The following is a 14,622-nucleotide window of genomic DNA, read 5'->3' as shown; positions in this document are numbered from 1 at the left end:
AATCATGAAAAAAGTTGTACAATGTATTCTTACAATAATTATAATGAGCTGTCAAGCTCCTATTGATAAAAAAGACAGTACTAAAGCAACAAATACTCAAAAATTATCAAACAAAAAACGAATACTATTTGTTACAAGTAATGCTCATTTTTATGGAGATTCAGATATTGAATCTACGAATCACTTTCCCGAAATCATTTTTGCTTATGAAGAATTTATAAAGGAAGAATTTCTGGTCGATTTTGTAAGTCCAAAAGGAGGAGAAATAGCTGTAGGGTACATATATAGTTCTGATGCTATCACCAAAAAGTATTTGTATGATGCTGACTTCATGAATAAATTACAACATACCAAATCCCCTATCCAAATTGATTATAAGAAGTACGCTGCGGTTTATTACACTGGCGGCGGAAGTGCCATGTTCACAGTACCTGAATCAAAAGAAATTCAGGAAATCTCGATGAATATCTACGAAAAAAACAAAGGCATAATATCCTCTATCTGTCATGGCACTGCTGGTATTACCAATCTCAAGAAAGAAGATGGAACTTTTCTTATTTCTAACAAAAAAATAACTGGATTTCCAGATGCTTTCGAAGATAAGAAAGCAAACTACTATCAAGAATTCCCATTTTCTATTCAAGAAAAAGTCGTTGAAAATGGAGGAGATTTTAAATTCTCCAAAAATGGTTGGGATAATTATTATTTACAGGACGGCAGAATAATTACCGGACAAGATCCCACAAGTGCCACTATTGTGGCCAAAAAAGTTATCGAAATGATACATAACCAAAATATGAATTAAATATCAAATTTACCATGAGAATACTAAAATTAGTATACAGTTTCATCCTACTATTAACATTTGAAACCTATGCTCAACATCAATCTATTATTCCCCAAGATATAGAGGAAACGATTGATAGTTTATTTAATCCATGGAAGCAATCAAACAGTCCTGGAGTCTCATTTGCGATCATCAAAGATGGAAAAGTAATTTCTAAAAAAAATTATGGCCTCTCCGATATCGAAAATAAAACACCCATCACATCACAAACTCGTTTTAATTTAGGACAGAGCTCGGCGCATTATACAGCCTACGCGCTTTTAAAGTTAGTTACTGAGGGTAAAATCTCTTTGGGTGATGATGTTCGTAAACATATAAAAGAACTTCAAAATATAAAACAAATAATAACTGTAAAAGATCTAATATATGGTACTAGTGGAATCTATGATTATCAAATTCTTAAATCAATTTGCGGATGGAATTACATAGAGAATTTTTCTCAAAAAGATGTTTTAAGATTAGTAGCATTACAAAAAAAACTGGCTTTTAATCCGGGTACTGACTACTCAGAAGCCGATATTAACTTTGCTTTACTAGCAGAATTAATAGGAAATGTGAGCGGTAAGTCCTTTAAAGATTATATGGAAGAAGATATTTTTAAACCTATTGGAATGACTAATACATTTATCAAAACTAATTTAACCACAATGCATCAAAATGTAGCACACTCTTATAGATCAGAAGATGATAAAACTATTCTTAATACTTCAGGTAATACTGTATTAGGAATTAATAATATGTATTCCTCTATAGATGACTTGATCTTATGGGAACATCATATAAACAATGCTTCCGGGAATGATCAAAAAATTGTCCAACAAATGGATAGCATTATAAAATTAAACAACGGTAGAACGAATAGTACGAGTTCTGGTGAGCTTACTTTAGGGCAATTATATGGACACAAAGAAAGAGGTTTATTTTCTACCTATATCTTGGGAAGCAGCAGTGGACATGATAGTTCTATTTTTAAATTTCCTACTCAAAACTATACAGCTATTGCTCTAAGTAATACCGGAGATGGATACAATGGTTACTTAGGAGTAATAGCTGCACATAACATCCTTGAAGAACATTTTACAGAACCAGAAACAACCAATTTTAATACTATAAAAACAAAATCATTATCAAAGAAACAACTGCAACAATTTGAAGGGCATTATTGGGATCAATTAGGAGAATTAAGCAGAGATATTAAAGTAATCAATGATACCTTGCGATATGTAAGAACCAATGGTAACACTAATGCTTTAATCCCGCTGGAAAATAACAAGTTTCAAATGAAAGTTCAATTTGATGATAAAATTTATATCGAATTTCCTGAAAATGAAACTGGGGTTATGGAGTTTCAATATCTAGGAGCAGAACCGATTCAATTTGAAAAGTATATTCCGAAAGCGTATAATATGCAGGAACTTAGTAATCTCTTTGATGGAGTTTATATGAACACTGAATATAATATTGTGTATAAGGCTAAGGCCGATAATAACAAACTGAAGCTAAGCAATGTAAAAAATGGAGATATCGACTTTATTCCTATTTCATCCATATTGTTTTCTAGCGATAGTTGGTTTTTAAGGAGTATTGAATTTACAAAAGATAAAAATCAAAACATAAATGGATTCTTTGTAAAAAACAACGCTATTCGAAATCTGTGGTTTGAAAAGGTCGTAGTTAATTAATAATAAACGTGTTATTATTAACGACAACTTCTAGAACTTGATTTCTTCAAACAATAATTTTAAAACCTCTTCGTCTCCCTCAAACTGTTTTTCTAAATTATATTCAACAAATTTATATGGATTATAACCAAGTTCTACCAATTTTTTATTGCGATATTCATTTACAAATCTATATACCATAAATTGACGTTCACCTTTAGTGTCCTTTAGGTATTGTTGTATTTTTTCCGATAGCGGTTTGCGCCATTGCATGGATAACAAAAGGTCATCACGGGTCAATTTATCTAAACCTGGTGCTTTCTTTAATTGCTCTATTTGTTTTTCGGTATACCAATCTTTCTCGGTTAAGTTTATCCAATTTGGTGTTTTATTTTCCTTGAAACTTTTTTCTACTGAATTTATTGATATTCCTTTTACAATTGGCGCCATTTTTAGGATAGATTTACCTGTCTTTATAACTTGTATTATTGCATAAGGTGGCTTCTTGTCATCGTTGCGTACAATCATATGCCGATCATCTAGTCTTTTTTCTATAAATACAGTAGAAATGCTTTTCTCGTTATTAGAATCTAATGGAGACTTAAATATAATTTTATCTTCAAAAATGGTGCAACTTCCTAGTTCGCCAGAAGCGTTATATGCATACCACGTCTTTATACTATTCTTTTTGTTGTAATGCTTTATTTCTTCTTGTGCTTCACTTAATGAAATAAAGGATATTACAAAAACCAAAACTATGTATCTTAATCTATTCATTATTCAAAATGTTTTTTCACTTTACTTATTAATTAAGTAACTCTATTTATCCATTAGTCTAAAAAAAGCTGACAGGTAAACAATCGATTTTATTTTTCTGAGTACATTTAACGTAATTTGAATTTTGTGATTCTATAAATAACATTTTGATCTCATGCTATTTTCAGGGCAGGACATATTTTAAAAAGTGTTGTTTAGTCTTTTTACAAATTATGACGCTATTATGAGAACTATTTTTCATCAATACAGGGTCGAAAGAATTTATACTAATATTCGTATGTTTTAGCTCCTTTGCTAGTAAAACTGTTAGCATATCCAAAGCTGCTTTTGCTGTAGAGTATGCAGTCATTTGATAGTCCGTATAACAAAAAGTTTTGTCTTTCATTTTTACTTGTGAACCTAAGGCACTTGTAATATTTACAATATTAGCACTTTGACTTTTCAGTAATAAAGGATACAACGTTTTAATAACTCGTATTACCGAAAATAAATTTTCCTCATATAATTCTTTTACCTCCTTAAGATTAATGTATTCTATTTTTTGTCCGAATCCATTTGCTATCTCCGCATTATTTACCAATACATCTAGACGACCATATATTTGATATATGTGCGTTTTTAATTTCTCTACGCTTGCATCCGAAGTGAAATCAGTTTCGATCAAGTTAAATTCATCCCTGTAATCAGAGGACTTGACAAGTTCTTTATAGCTTTCACTTTTGGCAGCTAGAATTACTTCTAGGCCTTCATTACATAGAATATTGGCAAAGGTTTTTCCCAAACCATTACCAGTTTCTGTAACTAAGGCTATTCTCTTCTTATTCATAATGCAATCTTTTAATATTACATTATAAATTTCGGAATAAATACAGCGAAGAAATAACCATTTTCTACTGCAAAATGACCTAAATAATGACTATCGTGTTTGTCTGAATTTATTAGGTGTAGTTCCGCTTAATTTTTTGAAAAAACGTGTAAAATGTGTTGCCTCTTGAAAATTGAGTTGGTATGCGATCTCGGCAATATCTAGCGATGAAAAAGCGAGCATATTTTTACTTTCCAAAAACACACGTTCTTGAATCACATCTTTGGCTGTCTTTCCTGTAATTTGTTTAACAGTAGTGGTTAAGTAATTAGGTGTTACGTTCAACTGCTCAGCATAATCTCTTACACTTTTTGAGTCGATATAAAGTTTATTGACCAGTTGTTGAAAGCGTTGTAAAAGTACCTGCCCACGAGATAGGTGACTCTCAGTAGTTTTGTAATGTTCATAAATCGACTTACAGTTGTAGAGCACGGAAATCAACATTCCTTCTAGCATTTTTTCTTGATAGGGATGTGGATTTTGAAAAACAGAATGCATACGTTGTATATCCAACTGAAGTGATAATTGCTCTTCTGGTGTCATTAAAAACACGCTATTTTCTGATAGTTTTAAGAACGGGAAATCTTCGGTGAGATTAGGGATGGTTTTTGAAATGAATTCTTTTCTAAATTGGATATGATGACCAGCGGTTTTTTCATCTCTTACCCAGGAAAACACCTGTCCAGGAACCACGAACCATAGCGGTAATTGCTCTAACTTGACTTTATTTGTATTGAGGTTAATTTGACTGTTCCCCGTATTATTTAGTATGCCTATTTGATAAAACCCTTGTCGATAAGGTGGCATAGATTTGGTACAAGAAGGGTCTAATGATTCTAAAGTAAAAATATCAAACCCAGGTATATGCGAGCGATGATCATATCCTGTCGCTTCATGCAGATCGTTACTGTTCTCAAATATTGGAATTTCTTTTTTGGCCATTTCTCAAATTTAGAAAAAATGTCGTTATGAAATGACCAAAATCTTATATTTTAAGAAGGTTTCTGCCTTTTAATTCCTTTAGTTGCAGTTCTGTGAAGTACTCTAAGTGTATTACTGTGCGTTGGTTTTGCATAATGAGCCAATGCATAATTATCAGCAATTACCAAATCACCAAAATTCCATTTATGCTCATAATATGTATTCTCTTCCCAAAGGTGCTTGTTGAAGAATTTATATAACTCTTCATTTTCTTTTTGACTGAATAGTTTTCCTGTGACTTTATCTCTAAAACCATCGCTAAATCCTTCATTTATATGTAAGACTTTTTTTGAGGTAATGGGATGTTCCCAAATGACAGCATGTGGTTTATACATTTTGCCAAAAAGTGCTTCTGTATTGTTCAGTTTTTCGGCTAAGTTTTTTGGTAATCTTTCTAACGCATTGTGTAAACTGCTAAAATATGTTGAAGCACCGTCTTTTGGAATCTCGCCGATTGAAAAAACACTTAGATACATAGATCTATTGTAAATGGACCCATCAGAATGCCAAGCTTGACCGGCATTTGCAAAACCATTTCCTTTTTGGTTGGTCACTTTGAACACTTCTGGATAATCCTTGTATTGCCCAGGAATATAATCATATACCCAAGGTTCTCCCAGTTGTTTTGTAAGTGTAACTTGATTTTCAAGGGCTATAGGTTCTGGACTTTTAAGAAATATAAGATGATATTTATTAATAGCTGTCTTTAAATCATTAATCGCTTCTTCATTCAATGGTAAATTAGGATTTACATTTGTTACCCTAATACCCAAAGTATCTGTAATAATATCTCCTTCTAAAGAGTTGATTTTTATCGTTTTCATTATTTATATTCTTAATAATCCACTAATACTTTATTTCTAGTTTGTGATAGTTTGTAGAACTCTTTACCTATATCGGACGGATTGTATTTTTTATCTTTTTCATTCACCATTCCGTTTACACTTACAGATCCTACGTAAATGCCTTCGGCTTTTAGTTCTTCGTGTAATTGTTTAGAAAGGTTTTTTATTCCTGCTTTTGCAATAGATATGGAACCATATGCCGCCATAGGATATTCGGCAAAACCGCCTCCTGTTAGTAATATGGTACCATTATTAGCTTTCAAATCGTTACGCAATTCTTGAACAGTAGTTACTGCACCTATAATACCCACATTTAAATCGTTCAATAGCTCTTGAGGACTATTGTTTAATACATTTAGTGGTCTCAAAACCGCTGCGTTGTAATGCACAATTTTTATGTTAGGCAATGTTTTACGTAAAGATTGTATTGCAATTTTTAATTCTTTTGGATTTCCTGCATCAGCTTTCGCGAAAGCGGAATGAATTCCTTTTTCTGAGAGTTCATTTTGAAGGTTTTTTAATTTTTCTTCTGTACGACTTATGAGTCCTACTGAATAGCCCTCTTTGCCAAATTTTTCTGCTACGCCCATTGCAATTCCTGGACCTGCACCTACTATTATTATTGATTTTGTGTTCATTATATCTTCTTTTATGCGTTACTAATGTTATTCTTCTGTTTAACTTTTATATTATCCGTTCCAAGTTCCCATTCGCTCTCCTCCATCGACATCTATTACGGTTGATGTAACAGCTGGATTTGATATTATTGCAAAGATCATATTTGCAATATCTTCAACGTTTCCTCGATGTTCGGTCAGCTGCCTATCTGTATTAATCCCTATCCCACCAGGAGATACTGCATTCACTCTAAATGGTGCAATGTCAATCGATGCTTGCTTAACTAAAGTATTTAAACTGCCGTGCAAAGTTCCCCAGACTCCATATCCTTTCAAAGGCGTCTTACCGCTACTTCCTGAAATTAATGTTACAGAACCATTTCTATTCAAAACCTGTGATGCAAAGTGAAGAACATTGTAGCTAATCCAAAATCTTTGAAATGCTTGTTTTGCATTTTCCTCTGATGTAGTTTTTATGTCACTAGCATTTGCTCTCACAGAAACTGCGACGACCATATGGTCTATTTTTGGTAATTCAGTGAGCTTATTCCTTAACTCAACTGTATTTGAAGCATCCATAACCACATAAGAAGAGTTTGGTCCTAATTGGTTCGAAATATCGATTAGCTTTGCTTCTGTTCTTCCTGAAACAATAATTTCATAATCGTTCTTGATTAAAACTTTTGCTGTTGCAAGTCCCATTCCGCCGCTCCCACCTATTATTAAAACTCTTTCTCTTTTCATCTTTTATATTTTTTAATTGTTACTTTTTTATTGTGTTAATATAGTTTTCCCAACTCCCATCTGGTTTAACCATAATCTTTTGCAAAATGAACAGTATTCGCTATTACTACTGATTTTGTGTTTATTAAATTTTAGTTTATCTGTTTTTCAAAATCTATAAGTGTCAAAGGTTTGTTCCAAATGTTACTACCAGGATCTTGAGGTCTAGAATCTTTAAGTTTACCCAAATCGTAAGGTGAAAATCCAGCGTCTTCAATAAGCTGACTAACACTATCTTTTGCATCAGCATTATCACCAGAAACTGGCATTATCAATAGTTCATCAGCACGGAATGCTTCTTTTCTTAAATACTCAGACCAAAGTGTGGTAAAAGATTTAATGAGTTTGGTTTTCGGAAGTTTTTTTGCCATAAATTCTCCGGCAGTTATACCTTCGGGAATCATTCTATAGAGTTTGCCTTCATTATCATATCCAAGAGGATTTGTAGCATCAATAACAATTTTATTGTCCAGTCGATTGCCGATACTTTGCAAAGCTTCATCTACACTTTTATAGTTGACTGCCATTAGGATGATATCGCCAAATTCTGCTGCTTCTTGTACTGAACCCACTTTTACATTGTTTCCTATTTCATTTGCTAGCGGTTTCAGTTTCTCTGGATTTCTAGAACTCAATAGTATATTGTGCCCTGCATTTGCCCAAAATTTTCCGAGTAAACCACCGATGCTTCCTGAACCGATGATTCCGATATTGAATGTTTTTTTCATTTGAATTTATTTTAATATTTCTTTATCACAATAGCCCAATCAGAATTAGTAGTATGCCATCAAGTCTTTCCAATTAAGAGATTAAATTACAAAACCCATAAGACCAAAATGATCAAAAATGATAGCCATAATTAACTAACCGATCATTCAGTTCTTGTAGATGTTGCTGAATTTGCTGCTATAATTAAGATTTGATTTTTCATTTTAAGTTTCATTATTTATTTAGAAATTGAAGTACTGCTTTATTGTATTCTTCTGGTGCATTTCTGGCGATAAAGTGTCCTGAACCTTCAATTCTTTTGTACTCAACCCGACTATCAATGTATTGACTTCCTAATGCCAATTGTTCTCTATCAAGATAAGCATCATTATTTGAGTAAATAATCAGTACAGGAATATTTACATTAGGTAAAGGTTCTCCTTGTTTTTTGTTATCTGGGTTTGCGTTTGCACGGTACCAATTAAGTACCGCACCTTTAAAACCATTTGGTCTTTCAAAATTCTTTATCCAATGACTCACATCTGGATGATATTCCATCCACGCTTTGAACATTGCCCAGTTATCTGCCTTAAATGATTCTTCCGCAATATCAAACTGGGTAAAGAGCATATACCAAGACAGTTTGCTCTGAGCAATTCCCTGACTAAAGAACCCGTTTAAATGACTTAAATTTTCGCTTATTAGTTTTTCCACTCGTTCAGGGTTAAAAGCAGCAATGAACCAGGCTGGTAACGAACCTCTATCTCCACCGATGATGTTGAACTTCTCAATATTTAATGCATCCATAATACCTAAAATGTGTTCATAATCCTTCGCACCAGTATAATGCTCAATACCTTCTGGCCTATCAGATTCTCCAGCTCCTAATAAATCTGGAACTATGGTACGATAACCAGTTTCTCTAAATGCTGGTACATTTAATCTGTATTCTTCTGAAAATCCTGGTTGCCCATGAATCATTAGGATTACAGGTTGGTCTTCGTCCCCTTCATCATATACATTGAAGTTAAAACCATTTACCTTGATTTGTTTAAAATTTTCTTTTTTTAATGGTGTGTCTGCTATCGTTTTCATTTTATTATATTTCTAAATTGATTCGTATATTATTTTCTGCCTTGTGCTACAGCATAGGTATTTTCGTAGAATTGTCCTCCTGCTATTTTTCCGTTTTTCATATTGAAAAGTCCAACAAAATCACTGTCTGCTATTTTTTGAGTCTTATAATGTTTGAACTTGAAATGCCCTATCATAATGACTTTATCCTGTACTTCGTAGAATTCTTTGGTATCAAACTCTAATGCTTCGTATTCGCCAAAGAGCTGACTTGTTAAGTTTTTGTATCCTTTTAATCCTTTATGTGTCATTCCAGCCCAAGGAATAGCGGTTGTTAATTCGTTATTATTAGCACTAGATACGATCCATTCAAAACTAGAATCTGCATAATTAGCAAATGCTTCTTCGATCTTTCCTTCGTACTGTAGTGTTAAAAATTTTTGTACTACTTCTATGTTTGTTATAGTTTTCATTTTCAATATTTTTAGATTTTGTTATTTATGTTTGGCACTACAAAGTTATTATAGGAAGCTATGTTTCGGTTAACCAGAATCTTTTAGAAAATGATCAAAATTTAATGAAGTCAATTACCTCTCAAGAATACTAAACCCAAAATTTGGATTGTTGCTATTTATCCTTCCTTGATAGATCCAAACCATTGCCATAGGTTCTAAAAAGCGCGCCATAAATAAATCTCCAGTATCAAAAGGCTGAAAACCAAAAGACTCAATAATACGTGCCACAGCTTGTTTTGATTTTTTGTCATTGCCTGCGTAAGGCATTGCCAGTTTTCCGTTTTGATAACTAGAATCTGCCATATTTTCCCAACCAGTCGTATTAAATGCTTTTACGATTTGAGCGTTAGGTAACCATTCGCTTATTTTTTCTGCTCCAGAACTTGTATTTCCTACGCTCATACTTTTCATATCCGATGCTATAGGATTTGTTGCATCGATGACTATTGTTTCTGGTTGTATTGTTAGTCCGCTAAAAATTGACTGAACTGCTTCGAAAGGTACCGCAAGCACAATTAGTTTTGTTTCACCAACTACCGCTTGTAAATTTGTTGCAAAATGGTTTTTAGTAAAACCTTCTGGTATTTTACCAGACGCATTGTATAATTTAACTTGGTGATTGTTTTCTTGAAATTTCTGAGCTAAAGTTTTGCCCACATTTCCCGTTCCTATAATTAATGTATTCATCTTTGTATTATTTTTTGTTAAATTGAAGAAGGCTAGAACCTTTAGAATTAATGATTCATTGGTCTTCTCTCTATTCCTTTAATAAGTGGTTCTGGATGCATTCCCATACGAACTGGAAATCCAGATTCTTTCATATAAGTCACTAAGTCTAATGATAAATCAGCAGCTCTTATTTCACTTATTTTTCCATCTTTGATTTTATAAATAAGATATTCAACTGAAGTGCCTTCTCTTCCAGTAGGTGGCATCCCAAAGAAATCACCAACGTGCTTCCAGTTAAGATTTACGGCAATAAAGCCTCTATTTTTTGTTTCTAATTCATCCACTAAATCAACTCTGGCAGAGAAAGCAGTCAAGAATCCTTTTGCCCAAGTTTTAAGAGCCTCTATTCCATTTGCATTCTGATAAGATCCCGAGGATATGGTTACAACATCCTGATGAATTATATGATCAAACTTATCAAAATCACCTTTTTGAAATGCGTCATAGAATTGACGGCCTATACTATTATTATTTTGAGCACTACCAGAAAATGATATCATTATAAGTGATACGATTACTATTTTTGAAATTGTTTTTAAAGTTTTCATAATTGTAATTTTTAAAATGTTATTATTTGATGGTACAAAGATATTTGACACACACACCTTACTGTTAACCAAAATCTTTTGAGGAATGACCAAAATTTAATGTTACAGTATCACTTTCGCAGAAGCACAAAAAAAGCGACTACAAAGTTGTAATCACTGTTTGAGATATTTCATTTTTAATTATAGCTATTTGGTAAATACTTCTCTACAAAAAGTTTTAGACCCAATCCTCGATTTTTGTTTTTCATCCCACTAACACTTTCCGTTGTGCCAGAAAGGAACATTACATTACAGATTCAAAATCGTGAATCAAGTCCGATTTTAATCGGAAAGTCAAAGCCTTTGTTGTTTTCGAGAAGAAGTTAACATAAATCCAACCATAGATTAAGAATTTGGGCTTCGTTCAATAGTTCCTACCCATTTAAGGTTCTTGCCGATTCTAATTGTCAAACAAGTGAGGAGCAAAAAGTCTGGGGCACCTAGCAAGTTGATTGGTTTGGCTTTATAGACCCTAGCAGACATATTGTATTTTTTTGGATTAAATAATAAATAAAAGTATAATCCATTAGATTATTTCCCCAAGAGCCATTGAATGATTTCCTGCATAAACTCTCGGCATTGATAGTCATTAACCTCTCTCCATTCTGTCATGTACAAAGAGGCCATGGCGTCGCCTAATACAACCATCCTGCCTCCTTTCTCAAGTTGCTTATAGACTCCGAAAGGTTCATGCGTCTGGACATTGTATGCGAAGGGTACTCCACCTTCTATTGAACGACCCAGTTCATAGGTTACCTTTAGTTTCTGCGGCATGAGAGTTCCTTTTTTCGTATATCCTCCGGTGAGTGTATCCCGGCTTTGTGAGCCGTACTTAATACCATGGTCGGCAATGATGTCATTTACATTGGTCTTGTCCAAATCTGTCCAGTAATCTGCTTCCATGACCAAAAGCAGCGCACCGCCATTCTTTAGGTAGCGTTTGATTCCCTTCAGTTCTCTTTGGGTATAACGACTAGAGGGAACGTGCAAAATTAGCAGGCTTCCATTTTTAATATTATTATAGCGGATTTCCTTTTTGAGAAAGGAGATTCTTGCATTATGAGGTTTGAGGGATTTGGTCAGTTCCTCGTTCATGTACTTTATTCGGGCACTATCTTCAAAACCGATACCCAGAACAGGATGCTTATTATCGTTCCACATCCGTTGTCCGTGTACCAAGTCCATGTACACTATTTTATCAATTTCTTGGGCATCGGAAGCAGACAAGGTCAATATTACCATTAAACAGACTGTAAGTAGTTTTTTCATATTCATGTTGTTCATTTTTCGAATTGCTCTTTTCATTTTGGTTTTTCAATATCGATAAAGCCTTGGTGCACTCCAATCGCTTCAGCAATTTTGTAGATGACATGATTTCCGTTCGAACCATTGGACATCGCTACCAACCCTGATTTTTTTGAAGGGCTGAATACGGCCAAGGTCCGTTCTCCCATGTTGGCCCCTGTATGCCCAATTACATTTTCATCATCAAATGCATAAAGATACCAGCCAAGCCCGAATCCAAGCTGTTTGGGGCACGCTTCGGGAACTGTGGCGGATTGAATGCACCTTTGGTACTGGTTCAGGGAAATTTTGAATTGTTCTTTCCTTAAATCGGCACTGACTTTTTCGTCATTCAGAATACTCAATATGAATCTGGCATAATCTGCAGTGGTCGTGCGCAGACCACCTGCCCCAAATGCTTTTTCCACAGGAAAGGGCTCCATCCATTGACCTTTTGGAAAATAAGGCCATGCCAAACGTCCTTTGTACCAATCTTGGTCTTGTAATGCTGAGTTTTCCATATTCTCAGGTTCGAATAGCACGTCATAAGCAATATCGTTGAAAGGGCGACCAAGTTTTTTTTCGATGAATCGTACCAAGTATTGAAGCCCTTCCCCTGAATAGCCCATTTCAACTCCTGGTGCTCGCTCAAAACGCAATACTCCATCGGTCATTCTTCGCCAATTCTTGAATCCGGACTGGTGGGTCAGCACATGGCGTGGAGTAAGCTGTTGGGCACGAGGGTCTCCGGCAATATCTGGGTCGAGCCAATGGTTGGCCATGGGTTCGTCGAGAGAAACCTTTCCCAACGATGCAAGGCGCAGGAAAATTTCTGCGGTCAATGGTTTGGCTATGGAAGCACTCAGGTAAAGTGTACTGTCGTTTGCCACGGTATTTTCATCTTGTAGACCAAAAACTTCTGACCACACCAGCTTGCCTTCTTCGATTACTGAAAACGAAATGCTTGGGACATCATGGGCTTCCATCCATTTAGGAATGTCGTTGGAAAGCTTTTCAAATCTATCGTTATAGGCTTGACTTGTAGATTTTTGATTTTCCTTTTTTTCAGCGCAGCTTAGCGTCAGAAACAGGGAAATGGTGACAAGTATTGGTTTTGGCATTGGTATGTTTTCTTTTAAGGACAAACACATCTCAAAAATGTTACACTTTTGAAGATGGTTTCTATGCGGTGATATCAAAATACCGTCTTTGGATGTGATGGTAGTAGAAATTGAAGGGGTACTATATCTGGACCATTTTACGGTATTATATTAAAAAGCCACTAGACTCATTTTACAAGTGTCCATTTGTGGAATCTTTTAGCGGTTTCGTTAATTCACTTTTTACGTAACCAACATTTAAGAGTGTTTTTAATAATAAAACCTGCACTTTTTAATCTAGTTCACTATAAATTGTGTCAAGAAGAATAATCCGTTTTTATAAGCCGTTCAGCACATTTCCCTTCATTTCGTTGCTCTACATTTCGGAAAAAGAGCTTCTCTACAAAAGGTCTTAGACCTAATCCCCGTTTTTGGTTTTCCACTTCGCTACCTCTTCCCGCCGTACTGGGAAGGTTAGTCCGTACTGAGCGAAGTCGAAGGGCTACATTCCCAAGCCAAAACCGTGAATCAAGTCCTCTTTTAAGATATTGCCGATTCTTACCATTAAACATGTGAGGAGCAAAAAGTTCGGCAGTTGATGCTAAAATGTGTAGGTTCTAATCCTGTTTCCCAGCCAAACCTTTTACAAAGTATGTTTGTTTTCAACAAGTAAGAAATGTTGAATCAATTAGTTATCCGAATTGTTGACCTTACCACGGTGTTTTAATTGGTCTTGATCCGTTTTAACATAAAAAAGAGAGTTTTTCGGAAGTTTTTAAAATAAAAAAATCCTGATAATCGATCGATTACCAGGATTAAAATGTTAAAGTCGGGGTGGCAGGATTCGAACCTGCGACCTCCGCGTCCCAAACGCGGCGCGATAACCGGGCTACGCTACACCCCGAAATGGTTATCTAAAAATCGTTTTGCACCTCTCTTCTTTATTTTTTTCTCCAAAATCATTGCTTCAGATCTTGAAGATGTTTTAAGTTGCAAAACTAACTTCCAAGGAGCACCACTTTTTGTAGATGGAACTATCCCTGAATTGTGTCTTTTCAATCTTTTATCGATATCAGCAGTTTGACCAACGTAATATCTTGAACTTTTATCGCTATATAATATATAAACGAACATTTTTTAATTTTTAGGGGGTGGTCACGCCTCAAGCGTGACGACCTCCGCGTCCCAAACGCGGCGCGATAACCGGGCTACGCTACACCCCGAAATGGTTATCTAAAAATCGTTTTGC

At 34.7% G+C, this 14,622-nt stretch carries 16 protein-coding genes and 1 tRNA gene; 2 read left to right on the top strand and 15 right to left on the bottom strand.

Going from position 1 to position 14,622, the window contains the following annotated elements; genetic code table 11:
- The first annotated feature begins 4 nt into the window (after window positions 1-4).
- Both Q0910_RS27470 and Q0910_RS27465 read left to right on the top strand, forming a co-directional pair.
- Window positions 5-805, top strand: coding sequence for a type 1 glutamine amidotransferase domain-containing protein (locus tag Q0910_RS27470; protein ID WP_299223727.1), 801 nt, complete (start codon window positions 5-7; stop codon window positions 803-805).
- A gap of 14 nt (window positions 806-819) precedes the next feature.
- Entirely contained in the window at window positions 820-2,529 is a 1,710-nt protein-coding gene (locus Q0910_RS27465) for a serine hydrolase domain-containing protein (protein WP_299223725.1), read from the top strand.
- Window positions 2,530-2,559: 30 nt separating this feature from the next.
- On the opposite strand, the gene Q0910_RS27460 is transcribed toward Q0910_RS27465, so the two are convergent.
- From Q0910_RS27460 to Q0910_RS27390, 15 genes are all read right to left on the bottom strand, one after another.
- Window positions 2,560-3,285, bottom strand: coding sequence for a hypothetical protein (locus tag Q0910_RS27460; RefSeq protein WP_299223723.1), 726 nt, complete (start codon window positions 3,283-3,285; stop codon window positions 2,560-2,562).
- A gap of 163 nt (window positions 3,286-3,448) precedes the next feature.
- Window positions 3,449-4,111, bottom strand: coding sequence for an SDR family NAD(P)-dependent oxidoreductase (locus tag Q0910_RS27455; RefSeq protein ID WP_299223721.1), 663 nt, complete (start codon window positions 4,109-4,111; stop codon window positions 3,449-3,451).
- A gap of 90 nt (window positions 4,112-4,201) precedes the next feature.
- Window positions 4,202-5,092, bottom strand: a complete 891-nt coding sequence (locus Q0910_RS27450; protein ID WP_299223719.1) for a helix-turn-helix domain-containing protein — start codon at window positions 5,090-5,092, stop codon at window positions 4,202-4,204.
- A 50-nt stretch (window positions 5,093-5,142) separates the two neighbouring features.
- On the bottom strand, window positions 5,143-5,955 hold the full coding sequence (locus Q0910_RS27445; RefSeq protein WP_299223717.1) for a TauD/TfdA family dioxygenase: 813 nt from the start codon (window positions 5,953-5,955) through the stop codon (window positions 5,143-5,145).
- An 11-nt stretch (window positions 5,956-5,966) separates the two neighbouring features.
- Window positions 5,967-6,614 (bottom strand): SDR family oxidoreductase, encoded by a 648-nt coding sequence (locus Q0910_RS27440; protein WP_299223715.1) that lies wholly within the window; start codon window positions 6,612-6,614, stop codon window positions 5,967-5,969.
- 51 nt (window positions 6,615-6,665) lie between these two features.
- Window positions 6,666-7,337 carry an SDR family oxidoreductase gene (locus tag Q0910_RS27435; RefSeq protein WP_299223713.1) on the bottom strand — a complete coding sequence of 224 codons (672 nt, stop codon included), beginning with the start codon at window positions 7,335-7,337 and terminating at the stop codon, window positions 6,666-6,668.
- A 131-nt stretch (window positions 7,338-7,468) separates the two neighbouring features.
- Entirely contained in the window at window positions 7,469-8,104 is a 636-nt protein-coding gene (locus Q0910_RS27430; protein ID WP_299223710.1) for an NAD(P)-binding domain-containing protein, read from the bottom strand.
- A 214-nt stretch (window positions 8,105-8,318) separates the two neighbouring features.
- Window positions 8,319-9,179: an alpha/beta hydrolase gene (locus Q0910_RS27425; RefSeq protein ID WP_299223708.1), complete on the bottom strand. Its 861-nt coding sequence runs from the start codon at window positions 9,177-9,179 to the stop codon at window positions 8,319-8,321.
- Between the two features lie 29 nt (window positions 9,180-9,208).
- A complete protein-coding gene (locus tag Q0910_RS27420; protein WP_299223706.1) occupies window positions 9,209-9,631 on the bottom strand; it encodes a hypothetical protein in 423 nt (140 codons plus the stop codon).
- A 114-nt stretch (window positions 9,632-9,745) separates the two neighbouring features.
- Complete coding sequence (locus Q0910_RS27415; protein ID WP_299223704.1) at window positions 9,746-10,360, bottom strand: NAD(P)-binding domain-containing protein; 615 nt, start codon at window positions 10,358-10,360, stop codon at window positions 9,746-9,748.
- Between the two features lie 47 nt (window positions 10,361-10,407).
- Complete coding sequence (locus Q0910_RS27410) at window positions 10,408-10,950, bottom strand: ester cyclase (RefSeq protein ID WP_299223703.1); 543 nt, start codon at window positions 10,948-10,950, stop codon at window positions 10,408-10,410.
- Between the two features lie 570 nt (window positions 10,951-11,520).
- On the bottom strand, window positions 11,521-12,294 hold the full coding sequence (locus tag Q0910_RS27405) for a hypothetical protein (RefSeq protein WP_299223701.1): 774 nt from the start codon (window positions 12,292-12,294) through the stop codon (window positions 11,521-11,523).
- The gene (locus tag Q0910_RS27400) at window positions 12,291-13,394 is read right to left on the bottom strand and encodes a serine hydrolase domain-containing protein (protein WP_299223699.1); all 1,104 of its coding nucleotides are present in this window, start codon (window positions 13,392-13,394) and stop codon (window positions 12,291-12,293) included. Before Q0910_RS27400 ends, Q0910_RS27405 begins: the two co-directional genes overlap by 4 nt.
- An 808-nt stretch (window positions 13,395-14,202) precedes the next feature.
- A tRNA-Pro gene (locus Q0910_RS27395) sits at window positions 14,203-14,277 on the bottom strand.
- Window positions 14,268-14,507: a GIY-YIG nuclease family protein gene (locus Q0910_RS27390; protein ID WP_298547615.1), complete on the bottom strand. Its 240-nt coding sequence runs from the start codon at window positions 14,505-14,507 to the stop codon at window positions 14,268-14,270. The genes Q0910_RS27395 and Q0910_RS27390 overlap by 10 nt, the downstream gene beginning before the upstream one ends.
- Window positions 14,508-14,622 lie beyond the last annotated feature (115 nt).

Origin of the sequence: uncultured Aquimarina sp. (assembly GCF_947495315.1) — a bacterium.
Classification (GTDB): domain Bacteria; phylum Bacteroidota; class Bacteroidia; order Flavobacteriales; family Flavobacteriaceae; genus Aquimarina.
Note: the sequence above shows the minus strand (reverse complement) of the source record. Positions and strands in the feature narration are given on the sequence as shown.

Bases quoted from the DNA above. Each gene is read 5' to 3' on its own strand.
- Q0910_RS27420 (WP_299223706.1), bottom strand. From the start codon at position 9,631: ATGAAAACTATAACAAACATAGAAGTAGTACAAAAATTTTTAACACTA.
- Q0910_RS27430 (WP_299223710.1), bottom strand. From the start codon at position 8,104: ATGAAAAAAACATTCAATATCGGAATCATCGGTTCAGGAAGCATCGGT.
- Q0910_RS27405 (WP_299223701.1), bottom strand. From the start codon at position 12,294: ATGAAAAGAGCAATTCGAAAAATGAACAACATGAATATGAAAAAACTA.
- Q0910_RS27470 (WP_299223727.1), top strand. From the start codon at position 5: ATGAAAAAAGTTGTACAATGTATTCTTACAATAATTATAATGAGCTGT.
- Q0910_RS27455 (WP_299223721.1), bottom strand. From the start codon at position 4,111: ATGAATAAGAAGAGAATAGCCTTAGTTACAGAAACTGGTAATGGTTTG.
- Q0910_RS27425 (WP_299223708.1), bottom strand. From the start codon at position 9,179: ATGAAAACGATAGCAGACACACCATTAAAAAAAGAAAATTTTAAACAA.
- Q0910_RS27415 (WP_299223704.1), bottom strand. From the start codon at position 10,360: ATGAATACATTAATTATAGGAACGGGAAATGTGGGCAAAACTTTAGCT.
- Q0910_RS27465 (WP_299223725.1), top strand. From the start codon at position 820: ATGAGAATACTAAAATTAGTATACAGTTTCATCCTACTATTAACATTT.
- Q0910_RS27400 (WP_299223699.1), bottom strand. From the start codon at position 13,394: ATGCCAAAACCAATACTTGTCACCATTTCCCTGTTTCTGACGCTAAGC.
- Q0910_RS27410 (WP_299223703.1), bottom strand. From the start codon at position 10,950: ATGAAAACTTTAAAAACAATTTCAAAAATAGTAATCGTATCACTTATA.
- Q0910_RS27450 (WP_299223719.1), bottom strand. From the start codon at position 5,092: ATGGCCAAAAAAGAAATTCCAATATTTGAGAACAGTAACGATCTGCAT.
- Q0910_RS27460 (WP_299223723.1), bottom strand. From the start codon at position 3,285: ATGAATAGATTAAGATACATAGTTTTGGTTTTTGTAATATCCTTTATT.
- Q0910_RS27445 (WP_299223717.1), bottom strand. From the start codon at position 5,955: ATGAAAACGATAAAAATCAACTCTTTAGAAGGAGATATTATTACAGAT.
- Q0910_RS27440 (WP_299223715.1), bottom strand. From the start codon at position 6,614: ATGAACACAAAATCAATAATAATAGTAGGTGCAGGTCCAGGAATTGCA.
- Q0910_RS27390 (WP_298547615.1), bottom strand. From the start codon at position 14,507: ATGTTCGTTTATATATTATATAGCGATAAAAGTTCAAGATATTACGTT.
- Q0910_RS27435 (WP_299223713.1), bottom strand. From the start codon at position 7,337: ATGAAAAGAGAAAGAGTTTTAATAATAGGTGGGAGCGGCGGAATGGGA.